Annotated in this window: 16 protein-coding genes; 2 read left to right on the top strand and 14 right to left on the bottom strand. The window is 57.4% G+C overall.

Features of this window, described 5'->3' with window-relative positions; translation table 11 throughout:
• Positions 1 to 141: 141 nt before the first annotated feature.
• The 14 genes from xseA to nadA form a co-directional block, all read right to left on the bottom strand.
• Entirely contained in the window at positions 142 to 1,407 is a 1,266-nt protein-coding gene (xseA, locus tag ACXWTF_RS11290) for an exodeoxyribonuclease VII large subunit (RefSeq protein ID WP_461715086.1), read from the bottom strand.
• A 3-nt stretch (positions 1,408 to 1,410) separates the two neighbouring features.
• Complete coding sequence (gene ubiE, locus ACXWTF_RS11285; protein WP_461715085.1) at positions 1,411 to 2,121, bottom strand: bifunctional demethylmenaquinone methyltransferase/2-methoxy-6-polyprenyl-1,4-benzoquinol methylase UbiE; 711 nt, start codon at positions 2,119 to 2,121, stop codon at positions 1,411 to 1,413.
• The gene (ribD, locus tag ACXWTF_RS11280; protein ID WP_461715084.1) at positions 2,114 to 3,124 is read right to left on the bottom strand and encodes a bifunctional diaminohydroxyphosphoribosylaminopyrimidine deaminase/5-amino-6-(5-phosphoribosylamino)uracil reductase RibD; all 1,011 of its coding nucleotides are present in this window, start codon (positions 3,122 to 3,124) and stop codon (positions 2,114 to 2,116) included. The genes ubiE and ribD overlap by 8 nt, the downstream gene beginning before the upstream one ends.
• Positions 3,118 to 3,549, bottom strand: coding sequence for an LSm family protein (locus ACXWTF_RS11275; RefSeq protein ID WP_461715083.1), 432 nt, complete (start codon positions 3,547 to 3,549; stop codon positions 3,118 to 3,120). Before ACXWTF_RS11275 ends, ribD begins: the two co-directional genes overlap by 7 nt.
• Positions 3,539 to 3,904, bottom strand: a complete 366-nt coding sequence (rbfA, locus tag ACXWTF_RS11270; protein ID WP_461715082.1) for a 30S ribosome-binding factor RbfA — start codon at positions 3,902 to 3,904, stop codon at positions 3,539 to 3,541. The genes ACXWTF_RS11275 and rbfA overlap by 11 nt, the downstream gene beginning before the upstream one ends.
• Entirely contained in the window at positions 3,901 to 6,519 is a 2,619-nt protein-coding gene (infB, locus tag ACXWTF_RS11265) for a translation initiation factor IF-2 (protein ID WP_461715081.1), read from the bottom strand. Before infB ends, rbfA begins: the two co-directional genes overlap by 4 nt.
• Complete coding sequence (locus tag ACXWTF_RS11260) at positions 6,509 to 6,733, bottom strand: DUF448 domain-containing protein (protein WP_461715093.1); 225 nt, start codon at positions 6,731 to 6,733, stop codon at positions 6,509 to 6,511. Before ACXWTF_RS11260 ends, infB begins: the two co-directional genes overlap by 11 nt.
• A 59-nt stretch (positions 6,734 to 6,792) precedes the next feature.
• Entirely contained in the window at positions 6,793 to 7,674 is an 882-nt protein-coding gene (gene thrB / locus ACXWTF_RS11255; protein ID WP_345969559.1) for a homoserine kinase, read from the bottom strand.
• Positions 7,675 to 7,683: 9 nt separating this feature from the next.
• Positions 7,684 to 8,136 (bottom strand): hypothetical protein, encoded by a 453-nt coding sequence (locus ACXWTF_RS11250; protein ID WP_461715080.1) that lies wholly within the window; start codon positions 8,134 to 8,136, stop codon positions 7,684 to 7,686.
• The gene (gene lpxC / locus ACXWTF_RS11245) at positions 8,129 to 9,013 is read right to left on the bottom strand and encodes a UDP-3-O-acyl-N-acetylglucosamine deacetylase (RefSeq protein WP_461715079.1); all 885 of its coding nucleotides are present in this window, start codon (positions 9,011 to 9,013) and stop codon (positions 8,129 to 8,131) included. Before lpxC ends, ACXWTF_RS11250 begins: the two co-directional genes overlap by 8 nt.
• A gap of 83 nt (positions 9,014 to 9,096) precedes the next feature.
• On the bottom strand, positions 9,097 to 10,467 hold the full coding sequence (pgp6, locus tag ACXWTF_RS11240; protein WP_461715078.1) for a peptidoglycan metallopeptidase Pgp6: 1,371 nt from the start codon (positions 10,465 to 10,467) through the stop codon (positions 9,097 to 9,099).
• Positions 10,464 to 11,393 carry a DHH family phosphoesterase gene (locus tag ACXWTF_RS11235; RefSeq protein ID WP_461715077.1) on the bottom strand — a complete coding sequence of 310 codons (930 nt, stop codon included), beginning with the start codon at positions 11,391 to 11,393 and terminating at the stop codon, positions 10,464 to 10,466. The genes pgp6 and ACXWTF_RS11235 overlap by 4 nt, the downstream gene beginning before the upstream one ends.
• Positions 11,393 to 12,181 (bottom strand): carboxylating nicotinate-nucleotide diphosphorylase, encoded by a 789-nt coding sequence (gene nadC / locus ACXWTF_RS11230; protein ID WP_461715092.1) that lies wholly within the window; start codon positions 12,179 to 12,181, stop codon positions 11,393 to 11,395. The genes ACXWTF_RS11235 and nadC overlap by 1 nt, the downstream gene beginning before the upstream one ends.
• Positions 12,182 to 12,207: 26 nt before the next feature.
• Complete coding sequence (nadA, locus tag ACXWTF_RS11225) at positions 12,208 to 13,206, bottom strand: quinolinate synthase NadA (RefSeq protein ID WP_461715076.1); 999 nt, start codon at positions 13,204 to 13,206, stop codon at positions 12,208 to 12,210.
• A 122-nt stretch (positions 13,207 to 13,328) separates the two neighbouring features.
• Between nadA and plsY the strand changes: the two genes are divergently transcribed.
• Together plsY and ACXWTF_RS11215 are read left to right on the top strand one after the other, a co-directional pair.
• Positions 13,329 to 13,943: a glycerol-3-phosphate 1-O-acyltransferase PlsY gene (gene plsY / locus ACXWTF_RS11220; RefSeq protein WP_461715075.1), complete on the top strand. Its 615-nt coding sequence runs from the start codon at positions 13,329 to 13,331 to the stop codon at positions 13,941 to 13,943.
• Complete coding sequence (locus ACXWTF_RS11215) at positions 13,943 to 14,269, top strand: dihydroneopterin aldolase (RefSeq protein WP_461715074.1); 327 nt, start codon at positions 13,943 to 13,945, stop codon at positions 14,267 to 14,269. Before plsY ends, ACXWTF_RS11215 begins: the two co-directional genes overlap by 1 nt.
• The last annotated feature ends 59 nt before the right edge of the window (positions 14,270 to 14,328 follow it).

The raw sequence follows: 14,328 nt of genomic DNA, 5'->3' as shown, positions 1-14,328 counted from the left end.
CGGCTGATCGGCTTCTTTCGATGCCTCTCATCGTTTGTGGACGGGAATTATAGGGGATTCTCAAAGCAATGTCAAGAGGTTTCTGCGCAAATTTTCAAATTTTTCGAAATTTCTTGGAATTTGCTAATTTATGTAAATTTGTTACTTGTTATTTTCGCTGTTTTCGCGGATGGATTTGACCTCCGCGACCGCCGTAAAGCGGCTGTCCATCAGGCTGATTTCATCCCCTTCGCTTACATTACTAAGGGAAACGGGGCGCCCCCCTTTGACGACCTGCGCGAACCCCTGCTTATCCTTGCGTTTGGGGTCCTGGGTTTCAAGGCTGCTTTGAAGCGCATTGAGCAGTGACTGTTTCTGGTTTAACTGCAGGACCTCTGCCTGCTGCAGGCGTGCGTGCATCGGTTCCAGCTGTGATGCGGCCTGTTGCAGCCGGTAGTCGATGCTCTGATCGAACCGGTGTCCCAACTGCAACAGCAGTTCACTCTGCTCTTTGATCCTCTGTTCAACCGAATGCTGCCGGTAGCGTTCATACAGATGGGTGACCGTCTGCATGTTCCCCTGCACTTTTTCGCCGACGCGGCGGTCGAGCTGTTCTTGCAACGCATCGAGGTTCATCATCACTTCATACTGGTCCGGCAGGATCATCTGCATCGCGGCAGAAGGTGTCGGTGCCCGCAGATCAGCAACGAAGTCCGTGATCACCCAGTCGATTTCATGGCCGACGGCGGAGACAATCGGTGTTGATGCCGCTGCAACTGCCCGTGCAAGTGTTTCGTCATTAAAACCCCACAGGTCTTCAAGGCTTCCCCCGCCCCGGCTCAGAACAACAACATCATACCCCGCTTCATCGGCCGCACTCAGTGCAGCCACCAATGAAAATGGTGCCTGTTCCCCCTGGACAATGCTGTCATAAACGAAAAGCTCCGTCAGCGGCCAGCGGTGTGCCGCCACCCGTTTCATATCCTGCAACGCCGCTCCCGTAGCGGAGGTGATCATGGCGATCTTTTTCGGGTAACGCGGCAGGGGCTTTTTCCGTTCGCTCTCAAACAGTCCCTCTTCCGAGAGCTTTTTTTTCAACTGTTCGTAGGCCAATGCCAGGGCTCCCTGCCCCGCCGGTTCAATGATCTGGGCGTTGATCTGGTAGCTGCCGCGCGGTTTGTAGAGCGTGATGCCGCCGCGGACGACGACCTTGAGGCCCTCTTCGAGCCGGAAACGCAAATGCGACGCGTTGCCGCGGAACATGACGCCGCTGATGGCCGAACCGCTGTCTTTGAGGGTGAAATAGATGTGGCCGCTGTTATGGTAGGTAATTCGGGAAAGTTCCCCTTCGACGGCGACCTGGACAAAGGTCGTCTCGAGAAGGTTCTTGATCTGTTCGTTGAGGGCCGATACGGAGACCGCCTGCACCGCTTACACCTTCTTGGCGATGATCAGTGTAGAGATATCCATGGAGAAACTCTGAATAAAGAGGGGCTCGAAACCGGCGGCTTCCAGTTCACTGCGCATCCCTTCAACCGTCAGGAACCCTTCGATGGAGTTGGGCAGGTATTCGTACGCTTCTTTGTTCTTCGAGATAAAGCCGCCGACCTTCGGCAGGACCTTCGTCATATAGAAGTCCCGGATCTTGCCCAAAATCGATGGATGCTCATTTTTCATGAACTCCAGGATCACCACCATGCCGCCGGGTTTGAGCACGCGGTTGAACTCCCGCAGCGCTTCTTCGCGCTCGACAACATTGCGAATGCCGTAAGAGATGCTGAGCATGTCCGCCGTATCCGATTCAACGGGAAGCGCCGTCGCCTTGGAGATGGCAAAATCGAAATCGGGGAACTTCTGCCGGCCGACACCGACCATCCCCTCGGAAGGATCGACGCCAAGGATCTTTTTGATACTGATGTTTTTGACCGCGGCGCGCTGCCGCCAGTAATCCATCATATCCCCCGTCCCGCAGGCGACGTCGACGATCAGATCAAGCTCCGGCCGGTTGTAGAAGCCGAAGGCCTTGTCGCACCCTTTGCGGCGCCAGCTGCGGTCGACGCCCATACTCATGACACGGTTCGCCTTGTCATAGGTCGGCGCGATCTCGTCGAACATCGATACGATTTTTTCCTGTCTATCCATTCACCATCCATTGTTTAACATCCTCACCCGAACGGGAGAGGTGTCTGATTTCAAATTGTTTTCGCTCTTGCAGAAAGCGTATTGTACCACCGCTTGAGGGTGCAACAAAACAGAGATACATATCGCACCGCGGCTGCACTGCTTCGAACATCCCCGGCCCGCCCTCGACAAGCACATTGCGGTACTGTTCAATCACATCAAGGTCCGATGCGATCATCACTTTTCGCCCCGGGACGCTGAAGAGCGGAATCGTCCGGTCGAAGTCGTCACGCTTGGAAAGAATAAGAATATCAGGCGCCTTACCGTCCACCAGCCGCGCATCCAAGGTCGGACGGTCCGTCCGTACGGTGTTTCCCCCGATAACGAGCAGGTCCGCTGCATCGCGCATCGCATGCACGAAGCGGCGCGATTCACTTCCGCTGATAATCCCTCCGTCGACCGTACCGTCGAGCCGCTGGGCCCACTTGAAGATGACGAAGGGCTTTTGCTGCCACTGGACAAAGGGGAAAAGTAGATCTTCCGACGCTTTGGAAGGTTGGTGTTCGACATTGATACCCGCGTCTCCAAGGATGGATGCCCCGCCGGCCGCCTCCGCGTTCGGATCCGCCGCCGCGTAGACAACGTGGCCCATTCCTACGCCGGCAAGCAGACGGGCGCAGGAGGGGGTTTTACCGTGATGGGCGCAGGGCTCGAGGGTAACATGGATCGTACAGGAGGCAAAGCAGCCGTTATGATGGGTCATAAGATAGTCATGGATTGCAGCGGAATCGGTAAGTGCCAGGACGGCCGTGTCAGAAGTGAGAAGTGCAAACGCCTTTTGAAGCGCCAGGACTTCCGCATGGGGGCCGCCCGCTTTTTCATGGGCGGCGACGGAAAGGATTCGGCCGGAAGCGTCGGTAACGGCGGCACCGACGGCCGGGTTAGGGAAAGTACACCCCTGGAAAGCCCAAGCCGCATCGACGGCCAGCGCCATCGGATCAGGCCCGGCCATCTGTGTTACCACTCGAAGTAGGTTGCGGCCTTGACGACGCTGTCAAAGGGAACCGATTCGGTTCCCGCCTCGGTATCGATGCTCAAAATGCCGTCATCTCCGACACTTTTAAGTTCGCCGCGCAGTTTCGTTTTATCCTGCAGGGTCAGCTTCACCTTTTCGCCGATGGAGAAACGGAAGTGGTCCAGGGTCTTGAGCTTGCGCTCTACGCCCGGAGAGCTCACTTCGAGGCGGTATTCGCCCTGAACCGGCGGCGTAACATCCAGCATGGGAGAGATCAGCTTCGTCGCTTCGACACACTGGTCCATGGTGGTCCCGCCCTCGCCGATGACGTTGACGCGGTAGATCGTCTCACCGTTTTCGGTAACAACAGAGGTATCATAAAGGTGCAGGCCGATCGAGTCGACCAGGTTCTTGATATCGCTCTCAAGACTCATCGTGTTTCTCCCCTTCGATCTGTTTGAAAAGTGCTTCGATCTGCTGTGTCTTCTGAAGCTGATCGTCAAAAACGAAGGCCAGTTTCGGGCAGCGGTACCACCCCTGGTCTTTCATGCAGTAATCTTCGATGACCGGGCGCGCTTTACGCAGCTGTTTCAAAAAAACATTACGCTCCGCTTCGCTGTAGTCATGGGGGTCAAGATAGACTTTGGCATCGCTGCGCCCTTTGGCACAGCGGACTTCGATGACGTCGAGTTCATGCAGACGGGCATCCCCGAGTTGCGAGATCGCCTCGGGAATCAGCTCCTGCAGGATCGCGTCCGTGCGTTTCAGCTTGATCTCTGCGGGCGTCACAGCTCTACTTTCTGCTCCACACGGGTGAAGGTCTCGATGACGTCGCCGACCTGGACATCGTCATAGCCGTTAAGAACGACCCCACACTCGTAGCCGTTACCGACCTCTTTAACATCATCTTTGAAGCGTTTGAGCGATGTCAGCTCGCCTTCGTGGATAACGACACCGTCGCGGATAACACGTACCGGGCCGCCGCGGACCAGTTTGCCGTCGACGACGAGACAGCCCGCAACCATCCCTTTGGGGATCTTGAAGACTTCGCGGACATCCGCCTGGCCGCTGTGCTCTTCGCTGAACTTCGGTGCCATCATACCCGTCAGCATGCCCGTAATGTCGTCGAGCAGCTGGTAGATGATCGTATAGGTACGGATGTCGACACCGCGCTGTTTCGCCAGTGCCTTGACCGCACCCGTCGGACGGACGTTGAAGCCGAGCAGGACGCAGTTCTCCGAACTGTTCGCCAATTCGACGTCGTTTTCGGTGATACCGCCGACGCCGGAGGAGATGACATCGACTTTAACCTCGTCGTTGCGCAGGGCAAGCAGCGAGGTACGGATCGCCTCGAGCGAACCGTGAACGTCGGTTTTCAGGATGACTTTGAGGGATTTCAGTTTCCCTTCCGCAATCAGGGCCGTCAGTTCGTCCAGTGATGTTTTCGTACTGGCGGAAAGCTCTTTCTGGCGCTCGTACTCTGCACGTTTCTGTGCATACTCACGCGCCTCTTTGTCGCTCTCCATCGCGATCATGATGTCGCCGGCAGCCGGGACTTCGTTCAGTCCGACAACCACGGCGGTTTCACTCGGTCCGAGGACCTTGATCTGCTGTCCCTGGTCGTTGATCAGGGAGCGGACCCGGCCGAACGCCTTGCCGCAGACGACGTTGTCGCCGACGCTGAGCGTACCGTTCTGGACGATGACCGTTCCGACAGGGCCGCGGCCCTTCTCGACGGAACTCTCGACGACAACCGCTTTGGCCGCCGCTTCCGGGTTGGCTGTCAGCTCCATGACTTCCGCCGTCAGGAGAATATTGTCCAGGAGGTCGTCGATCCCTTCGCCTGTTTTGGCGGAAACCGGTACGAATTCGACGTCGCCGCCCCAATCGATCGGAGAGACTTCATGCTCTGCCATCTGGCCTTTGACCAGATCCGGGTTCGCGCCCTCTTTATCCATCTTGTTGACCGCGACGATGATCGGCGCTTCAGACGCCTTGGCGTGCTTGATCGCTTCGATCGTCTGCGGTTTGACGCCGTCGTCCGCAGCGACGACGATGATCACGATGTCGGTTGCCTGGGCACCGCGTTCGCGCATGGCGCTGAAGGCGGCGTGGCCCGGGGTGTCGATGAAGGTGATCTTTTTGTTGCGCTGCTCTACCGTATAGGCACCGATATGCTGGGTGATGCCGCCGGCCTCGCCGTGGGCGACGCGGGCATTACGGATGGCGTCGAGCAGAGAGGTTTTACCGTGGTCGACGTGTCCCATGATCGTGATAACCGGCGGGCGCTCTTCGAGGTGCTCCTCGGATTCCGTTTCGACGTACTCTTCTTCATAGTTGAAGGCATTGGTCGGGTCGATCGTCGTGACTTCAACCTCGAACTCTTCGGCGAGGATCTCGATCTCGTCTTTGCCGAGGAAGTCATTCTTTGTCACCATCATACCGAGGTTGAAAAGCACCTTGATAACATCGGAAATCGGGTGGTTGATCTTCTCGGCGAATTCATAAACGCGGATATCTTCCGGGATCTCGACGTGGGTGACGACTTCCTCAGCGCCCTTCTCTTTCGTGTACTTTCTGCGCTTTTTACGGGCGACCTGGCGCGGACGGTTGCCGCCCGGCTTTTTCTGACCGCCGCCGCGGCCGACCGGTTTCTTGTCGCGAGGTCTCGGCTGCTCTTCGGGCAGTTTCGGCTTGTCCTGCGTTGCTTCGCTCAGGTCGAGCAGTACGACTTCGTCGTCATCGTAATCCATGGAGACGTCCGACATGGACCCACCGAAGATATCCAGGGAAGTCCCACTGGTTTTGCGCTGTGTCGGCGTCGATTTGGAAGCTTTCTTGGCTCTTTTCTTCTGGGCAAGCTCTTCAAGGACGTCCGCATTGAGTTTTCCGTAACTGGAGAGTTTCGTCGTCTCTTTGGAGACCTTGGCCGTCTCCTGGGCGGACGGGCGGTTTTTCTTTTTGATCCGCAGACCGCTGCGCTTGATCGGCGTCACCTGCTTCAGGGCCGGTTCCGTCTGCTGGACGACTGCTCCTGAAACCGGTTTCGGTTTTTTCTCCGCCGCCGCTTCTTCCGCTTTCGGTTCCGCTTCTGCCTCGGCAGCTGCCGGTGTTTCGGTTTTCGCCGCCGGAGCTTCAGCCGCCGCTTCTTTGGCTTCGGCCGGTGCAGCCGCCTCTTCTTTGGCTTCGGTCGCTTTCTTCACGACACGGACTTTCGGTGCCGGCGCCGCAGGCGTCGTACCGCTCATGATAAAGTTAGCGATCTTCTCCGCCTCTTCCATCGAAACGGAGTTTGAAGCCGTTTTTACGTGGCCAAGCCCCATTGTCTGGGCTTTTTCGACGACCTCTTTTGATGCGATACCCAATTCTTTGGCAATCTCGCTTACTCTAACTTTATCTGACATCCGTGATGATCTCCTTTAACTCGTTCAGCAGGCGCTCGATCTCCCCGCTTTTGCATTGGCGGGCGAGCGCTTTGGCAGTCTGTTTTGCAGTGAAACACTCCGGGCACAGATAAAAGCTCCGCCCCGTCCCGCTATAGGGACGCAGGGAACGCTCGGTGCATTGCAATCTCAACAGTTGATTCTGTCCTTCCCGTTTCCGACAGCTGACGCACATGCGAACGGGGCCCGAATAATTTTGGCGCATTATATCCAAAGTTTCCTTGAATGAGCGTTTTAACGTTCGACCGTCAGGCCGTGGTTGTCCAGATTGAGAATTTTGACCGCAAACTGGGGAAAGCGCTGTTCAAGCCTTGCCGCAAGTCCTGCGGCGTCTTCGTCGTAGCACAGGGAAAAGAACGTTGACCCGCTCCCCGAGAGCGTACTCATCAGGGCTCCCTGCTCATACGCCGTCTTCTGGATCGTGAAGAGCTCCGGCATCATTTTCATCCGCGCCTTCTGGTGAAAGCGGTCCTGGGTCGCGATCTTGAGCATCTCCCAGTCCTCGTTGAAGAACGCCGCCACCGTCAGCGCCGCGTGCGAGACGTTGAAGACGGCGTTCTCCTTGCTGTAGGACTTGGGCAGTGTCGTACGGGACTTCGCCGTCGAGATCGGCTTGTCGGGAATCACTACGACCGCCCGCAGGTAATCGGGGAGGTGCTTTTTCTGCGAAAAGACTTTGTTCTTCTCCACCGTGGCGACATTGAAACCGCCCATGACCGCCGGCGTAATATTATCGGGGTGCGATTCATAGACCAGGGCATGGTTCAGGATCCGGCGCTTGGAAACGCGCACCCCCGCCGCTTCGTGCGCCGTGGCGATGGCGCTGACGATCACGGCCGATGAGCTCCCCAGTCCCCGCGAAAGGGGGATGCTGTTGTAAAACTGGAATTTGAAATTCTGTTTTTTGTGGGTGAGGCGCTGGTAATGCTCGTTGAAGATGCTGACGAACATATTGTTGCCCTTCAGCCGGGGGTTGCCTTCCCCCTCACCCTTGATGGAAACGCTGAAAAAACGCGACGGTTTGAATTCGACCCTGTTGCGCAGGTCGACGGAAAGACCGAGGGTGTCAAAACCCGGTCCGAGGTTGGCGCTTGTCGCCGGAACGCTGATAATCAATCGTGCTCCTTAACCGACGGCTCCGATCCCGTAGTAGGGCAATGCATCGTCGGAAAAATCATTGAGATCCAGGTGGGACGGAAGCCGGAAATCCGCCACTACCGGCGTTTCGAACTTTTGCGTCTTGATTGTGTCCGCTATTTTAACGAAATAGAGCTTCCCAACGGCTTTGAGCGGGCGGTTCCCGTTGAAGTAAAACGCATCGGCGGCACGCAGGCGCGTTCCCAGGACGATACTGAGGGTTTTAAGGTAGAGGTAGGCGATCTTAATGGCCATGAAACTGCCGGGGCCCTTCGCATAGACGAGGTTCGCGAGCGTATATTTTTTCAAAATGGTCTCAAAAAGTTCCGGGAGGGCATCGGAGCTCTGTTTGGCGCTCTCATAGCGCTCGACGAGCTCCCCGTCCTTGTAGATCCCGACGACGATCGGGGTGGTCAGTGCGATAACGACGGCATCATGCATACGCTTTGGCCATCGCCTTCGCTTCCGCCGTCGCGATCTCGACGACCTCGTAGTTTGCAGGATCCTTGAGCAGTTCCAGGGTCAGCTTGTGGTTGAGGTCGTGGCTGCCGGCGAGGGCTTCATACTCCCCGATAAAGTTGATGCCGATCAGGGACATATCTCCGATCGCGTCAAGGATCTTATGACGGACGAATTCATTGCTGTAACGCAGCCCTTCGGGGTTCAGCACCTTTTTCTCGTCCAGGACGACGGCGTTTTCCAGGCTGCCGCCCAGGGCCAGCCCTTTGGAGCGGAGGTACTGTACCTCGTGCAGGAAACCGAAGGTGCGGGCGCGGGCGATCTCCGCCTTGTAGGTTTCACGGCTGAAATCAAGGTCGAAGTGCTGTTCGGAAATGACCGGATGCTTGAAGCGGATGGTGAAGTGGTAACGCAGATCGTTCGAGGGCATCAGTTTGACGTACTTGTCGCCCTCTTTGATCGTCACCTCTTTCTTGATACGCATAATACGTTTCGGCGCATCCTGTTCGACCGTTTCCGCCTCATCCAGCAGGAGGCAGAAGCTCGCGCTGGAGCCGTCCATGACGGGCACTTCGTCGGCGTCGACGATGATGCGGAGGTTGTCGATGCCGTAGGCATAGACGGCGGAAAGGAGGTGCTCGATCGTCGAGATGACATAGCCGTCTTTGCCGATCACCGTCGCCATCTGCGTATCAACGACATTCTCGGGCTTGAGGGGGATAGAGACGCCGACATCCTTGCGGACGAAGACGATCCCGCTGTCCGCTTCCAGGGGTTCGAGCCGGAGGCGCACCGGAGAACCTTTATGTAAGCCGATTCCTACCAGTTCCACCGGTTTTGCGATCGTCGTCTGTTTCATGCATCCCCCTTACAGGCTCGTTATTGGCGCTATTATAGCCTAAAAACGTGAATAAATTGTGATAAAGGCCCCGTGGCAGGCCATCAGCGGCGGCGGTCGATCACCTTTTTGGCATCTTTGATGACGTCGCTGACATTGAGACGGATCCACTGCTTGTCCATCCACTCTTCCGGCCTGACTTCCACCCCCTGGACCAGGACGCCGAAGTGGAGGTGATCCCCCATGGCGTAGCCGGTCATCCCCGTGTTGGCGATGTGCGTTCCCGCATCGACGTGTTCACCCTGGGTGACGTTCACGTTCGAACAGTGGCCGTAAAGGGTGTAGAGCCCCAGGCCGTGGGCGAGGATCGGCATGTTGCCGTAGATGCCGTTCTCGTCGGCAAAGACGATATCCGCCGGGTTCTGTATCTTGATCTTGCCCATCTTCACGCTGGCGAGGTCGAGCCCCAGGTGGTACGACTCACTGATCTTCTCGCCGTTATAGTAGTAGAGGCGGTGATCGCCGAAACTGGCGACGACCTGCCCGTTGCGCAACGGATAGAACGGCTGCTGTCCAAAACGGTCGATCTGGGCATCCCCGACCTTGGACGTGATCTTGTGGATCAGCTCTTCGTTCTGTGCGCGCATGGTCTCGTTCACATAGCGGAAACGCTCGATCGTGTCGGCGTTGGCCGGGGCACCGTACATCTGCGCCAGGTCGGAGACCTTGCCGCCGAGGAAGCGGTCGCTGAGCTTGATCTTAGAGACGCGATACTGCTTCTCTTTGAGGTGCAGCGGGATATACGCTTTGGCCCGGTTGCCCGCCACGTCGGTGGCGATAACATAGGCCCGGAAACGCTCGGCGGTCACCGGCCACGCGATCAGCGCGACATAATAATTTTCCGCATAGAACGGGACGGCTTTGAAGCGGCGTCCGAAACTCGTCTCGATATAGAGCTCTTCAAGGTTCTCGTCGTCCGCTTCAAACACCACCAGGGCCGAACCGCCCTTCGTGATCTTGTAGGAGTTGGCGATGATCCCCACTTTCGGGCGGCGGGCGTCGATCTTCAAGGTCACGCGCTGAACAGCCCGGTTCCCGGCAAAGAAGTTCCAGCGGCTCGCATCGCGCGCCTCGACTTCGAGGGTGACGACATCGGTCTGCTTGCCGATCGTGCGGGCCGGGACCTGCAGTTCAAACTGCTTCGACTTCTCCGGCACGGGTGATTTCGCCTCGGAGAGGATCGTCTGTTTGCTGCCGCTTATCAGCGTGATCTTATACTCCACGATACCGCTCTGATCGTCGATGGAGACCTTCAGCGGGGCCTCCCCGTTCCAGTAACCGCTGTTTTCAATGCGGATATCCGGGACATCCCGCTCGAACGCATCCGAGGTATAGAGGTAGACCGCGCCTCCGATCGCTGCGATCAGGATGCTTAAAAACATCACGCCGCCGTATCCCTTTTTTCGTCGTCTCATTCCAACTCCTTTTCAATAATGTCGATCAATTTTTCCGCCAGGCGCTCCATCGTCGTCCCCTCTGCCGTAAAGCCGGATGCAAAGGGGTGTCCGCCGCCGCCGAAGGCCTCTGCGATCACCCCGACATCGATCCCGTTGTCGGTGCGCAGCGAGACTTTGAAGGCACCCGGTACGCGCTCGCAGAGCATCACGGCCACGCAGACCGTCGGCAGACCTAGCACCTCCTGCAGCACATCGTCGCAGGCCGTCTCGTCCGCCCCGCTCTGCTCCAGCATCGTACGGGGCACCTCCAGCAGCGCGATACGCGCGTCGCTGTGCAAAGCGAGCCCGGAGAACATCATCCCCTTGAGGCGCAGTGCCGAGAGCGGACGGCGCAGAAAGAGCGCACGGTGCACCTCCGCGACCTCTGCCCCGGCCCGGGCAAGTTCAGCAGCCATCTCGAAGACGCCTGCATCCGTCCGGCGGCTCATAAAACCGAGGGTATCCTCGGCGATCCCGGCGTAGAGTGCCGTCGCCATCTTGGCGTTGATTTTGATCCCTTCGGATGTGAACCACGCCAGCAAAACGGCCGTGGTGCTGACCGCTGCTTTGTCAATAAGCTTGATATGCCCGAAGCCGTCGTTGCTGTCGTGGTGGTCGACATTGACCAGCGTGCACTTCGGAATCACCCCCAGGCGGTCCGAGTCACCGCAGTCAAACGCAATGGCCAGGTCCGCCGCATCGCTCCAGCGCGATGTGATCTTATCCGCCCAGGGCAAACAGAACAACCGTTCATCGACGGTTTCGCTCGCACAGAAGAGCGTAACGCGTTTGTGCAGCCGAAGCAGGTGGGCGTACATGGCGCAGGCACTCCCCAGCGAATCCGCATCCGGATGCACGTGGGCAATCAGCGCAATATGTTCCGCAGCTTCGATCGCTTCGCGCATCAGTCCATTTTCATGGAGAGGTCGATCCAGTTCGCCTGATGGATCAATGAGCCCGTGCTGATCGCGTCGACCCCCGTGGCCGCATACGATTCGATGGTTTCAAGGGAGATGTTCCCGCTCGCTTCGAGCTTGATGTAGGGGTAGTTCGTGTTTTTGTAGACGACCACCTCGCGCAGCTGCACGGGGGTCATGTTGTCGCACATGACGATATCGGCCCGCACATCCATCGCCTTCTTCGCCATCTCGAAGGTCTCCGCCTCGATCTCGATCTTGGCCGTGTAGGGGATCCTCTTGCGGGCTTCGGCCATAAAGGCGTCGAGGTCCTTGATGGTGCGCAGGTGGGTGTCTTTGAGCATCAGGCAGTCATCGAGCCCCAGGCGATGGTTGACCGCCCCGCCGATGCGCGTCGCATACTTTTCGAAGTTGCGGAGCATCGGGCGGGTTTTGCGCGTGTCGAGCAGCTTGGTGCCGTAAGGTTCGATCAGGTCGACGTACCGGCGGGTCAGCGTCGCGATCGAACTGGCATGCAGCATCATATTGAGGATCGTCCGTTCGCAGCGCAGAAGGGTATGCGAATCCCCGCTGAAGTGGGCGATCATATCCCCTGTGGCAAAACGTTCGCCCTCTTTGACGAACCATTTGACGTAGATGCCCTCCATCTTCGCCAGGGTATCGACGTAAAGGACCCCCGCCAGCACACCGTCGCTCTTGGCATAGATCTTGGCCGAGGCTTCGATCGCCTCCGACACCCGGGCATAGAGATCCCCGCGGCCGACATCCTCGGCCATCACCTCTTCGATAAAGTGTTCGATATTCACAGCGCCATCATCCGATCAAGGGCGACCTTGGCCCATTTGCGCGTCTCTTCGTCCACGTGGATCTCGTTGATCGGCTCCCCGTCCTCGATCGACTTGAGGGTGTTGTAGAGGTCCTCAAGGGTCGTCTCGTTCATCGTCGGGCACTCCGGTTTCGTCGAGGAGAGGACGTAGGTGTTCTTGGGGCGCAGGCGGTTGACGAGGTTGAACTCGGTCCCCACCGCGACCTTCTGCTCCTCGGGCAGTTCGGCGATGTACTTGATCAGCTGCGAGGTCGACCCCGTAAAGTCCGCTTCGGCGACAATAGCCGGGTCGCACTCGGGGTGGACGGCGATGAGGATCCCCGGGTACTTCTTACGGTAGAAGCGGATATCGTCAACGCTGAAAAGCTGGTGCACGGAACAGAAGCCGTCGTAGCAGATGATGTCGGCATCGGCGAGGTTCTCGTCGATCCCGATGACGGCGGATTTCAGCCCCATCATATTGGCGATGTTCTGCCCCAGGCACCGGTCGGGCACGAAGAGGATCTTTTTGCCCTCTTTCAGGGCCGTTTCGATGATCGTCTTCGCATTGGAGCTTGTACAGACCATGCCGCCCATCTTGCCGACCTTGGCCTTGACGTCCGCGTTGGAGTTGATGTAGGTGATCGGGAGAATGTTCGCTTTGGCGATGCCCGCTTCTTCCATCTTCTTGACCGATTCGTCAAAGTAGAGACTGTCGATCATCCGGGCCATGGCGCAACAGGCGATCTTGGGCATGACGACCCGTTTTTCCGGGCTGAGCACCTTGACGCTCTGTCCCATGAAACCGACGCCGCAGAAGACGACGAACTCACTGTCGTCCGCCATCGTTTTCTTGGCCAGTTCCAGCGAATCGCCGGTAATGTCGCCCATTTCAAAGACTTCGTCACGCTGGTAGAAGTGTGCGACGACCGTGACGCTCAGCTTCTCTTTGAGCGCACGGATCTTCGCTTTGAGTGCTTCGGTGTTATCCGTCAAATCATCTCCCCTCTCTGGAATCGGGCCGGCGGCTGTGCCGCCCGAAATATTAATGGAATTATAACCAAAGCGTCGTTACCATATCCCTTATAATTCATATCTACTCTCAAGGCCCCGTTTTTATGGACTTCCTCTTCAACTCCAACGTACAGTTCTATCTGTTGGCTTACTTTGTAGGCGGCATCCCCTTCGGACTGATCCTGGCCAAGCTCTTCGCCGGCGTCAACATCAAAGAGGGCGGTTCCAAAAGCATCGGTGCGACGAACGTGCTGCGCGTCGTCAAAGAGACCAACCCCGCCCTCGCGAAAAAGCTCGGCATCGCGACCCTCGCCCTGGACGCCCTCAAAGGGGTCGTCATATTGCTGATCGCGAAAGCCTTCGGGATGAGCGAAGCGGCCCAGTGGGGCGTCGCCGTGCTGGCGGTGGCCGGCCACTGCTTCAGCCCCTACCTCTGGTTTGAAGGGGGCAAGGGGATCGCCACGGGCATGGGCGTCATGCTCGTCATGCTGCCGCTCGAAACAGTGATCGCCCTCGCCGTCTGGGGCATCATGGCCAAAACGGTCCGGATCTCTTCGGTCTCGTCGCTGACCGGGGTGCTCGCCCTGCTCATCGCCAGCTTCATCTTTCACCCGGAGATGGCGCACGCCCCGGTGATCCTGATCGTCGTCATTCTCTATTACAAGCACATCCCCAATATCGTCCGCCTCGTCAGGGGTGAGGAGAAACGCGTCGTCTGATGACCATCGAGATCCGCGCCCTCACCTTCGACTGCATTATCGGCATCCTCGACTTCGAGCGCGTCACCCCGCAGCGGGTCATCGTGGACGCGGTAATCGATTACGACTATGACGGGGAGCAGTTCCTCGACTACGCCGCCGTCGCGGACCATATCAAAACACAGATGAAGACTGAACAGTTCGCCCTCGTCGAAACGGCCCTGGAATCACTCAGTGCAACACTGAAAAACGTATTTCCCGCCATTAAACAGCTCTCGCTCACCATCGCCAAACCCGACATCCTCCCCGACTGCAGGGTCTCCGTCACAAAAAAATCCAATTTTTAAAGAAAATTGAAAAAAAGTTTAAAATTTTCTAAAACTGTGCTATACTTCGCGAAAATTTT

It is taken from the genome of Thiomicrolovo sp. ZZH C-3 (assembly GCF_054862725.1).
This window is presented reverse-complemented; position numbering and strand designations above follow the sequence as displayed.

Bases quoted from the DNA above. Each gene is read 5' to 3' on its own strand.
- ubiE (WP_461715085.1), bottom strand. From the start codon at position 2,121: ATGGATAGACAGGAAAAAATCGTATCGATGTTCGACGAGATCGCGCCG.
- ACXWTF_RS11275 (WP_461715083.1), bottom strand. From the start codon at position 3,549: ATGAGTCTTGAGAGCGATATCAAGAACCTGGTCGACTCGATCGGCCTG.
- infB (WP_461715081.1), bottom strand. From the start codon at position 6,519: ATGTCAGATAAAGTTAGAGTAAGCGAGATTGCCAAAGAATTGGGTATC.
- ACXWTF_RS11260 (WP_461715093.1), bottom strand. From the start codon at position 6,733: ATGTGCGTCAGCTGTCGGAAACGGGAAGGACAGAATCAACTGTTGAGA.
- ACXWTF_RS11250 (WP_461715080.1), bottom strand. From the start codon at position 8,136: ATGCATGATGCCGTCGTTATCGCACTGACCACCCCGATCGTCGTCGGG.
- lpxC (WP_461715079.1), bottom strand. From the start codon at position 9,013: ATGAAACAGACGACGATCGCAAAACCGGTGGAACTGGTAGGAATCGGC.
- pgp6 (WP_461715078.1), bottom strand. From the start codon at position 10,467: ATGAGACGACGAAAAAAGGGATACGGCGGCGTGATGTTTTTAAGCATC.
- ACXWTF_RS11235 (WP_461715077.1), bottom strand. From the start codon at position 11,393: ATGCGCGAAGCGATCGAAGCTGCGGAACATATTGCGCTGATTGCCCAC.
- nadC (WP_461715092.1), bottom strand. From the start codon at position 12,181: ATGGCCGAGGATGTCGGCCGCGGGGATCTCTATGCCCGGGTGTCGGAG.
- plsY (WP_461715075.1), top strand. From the start codon at position 13,329: ATGGACTTCCTCTTCAACTCCAACGTACAGTTCTATCTGTTGGCTTAC.
- ACXWTF_RS11215 (WP_461715074.1), top strand. From the start codon at position 13,943: ATGACCATCGAGATCCGCGCCCTCACCTTCGACTGCATTATCGGCATC.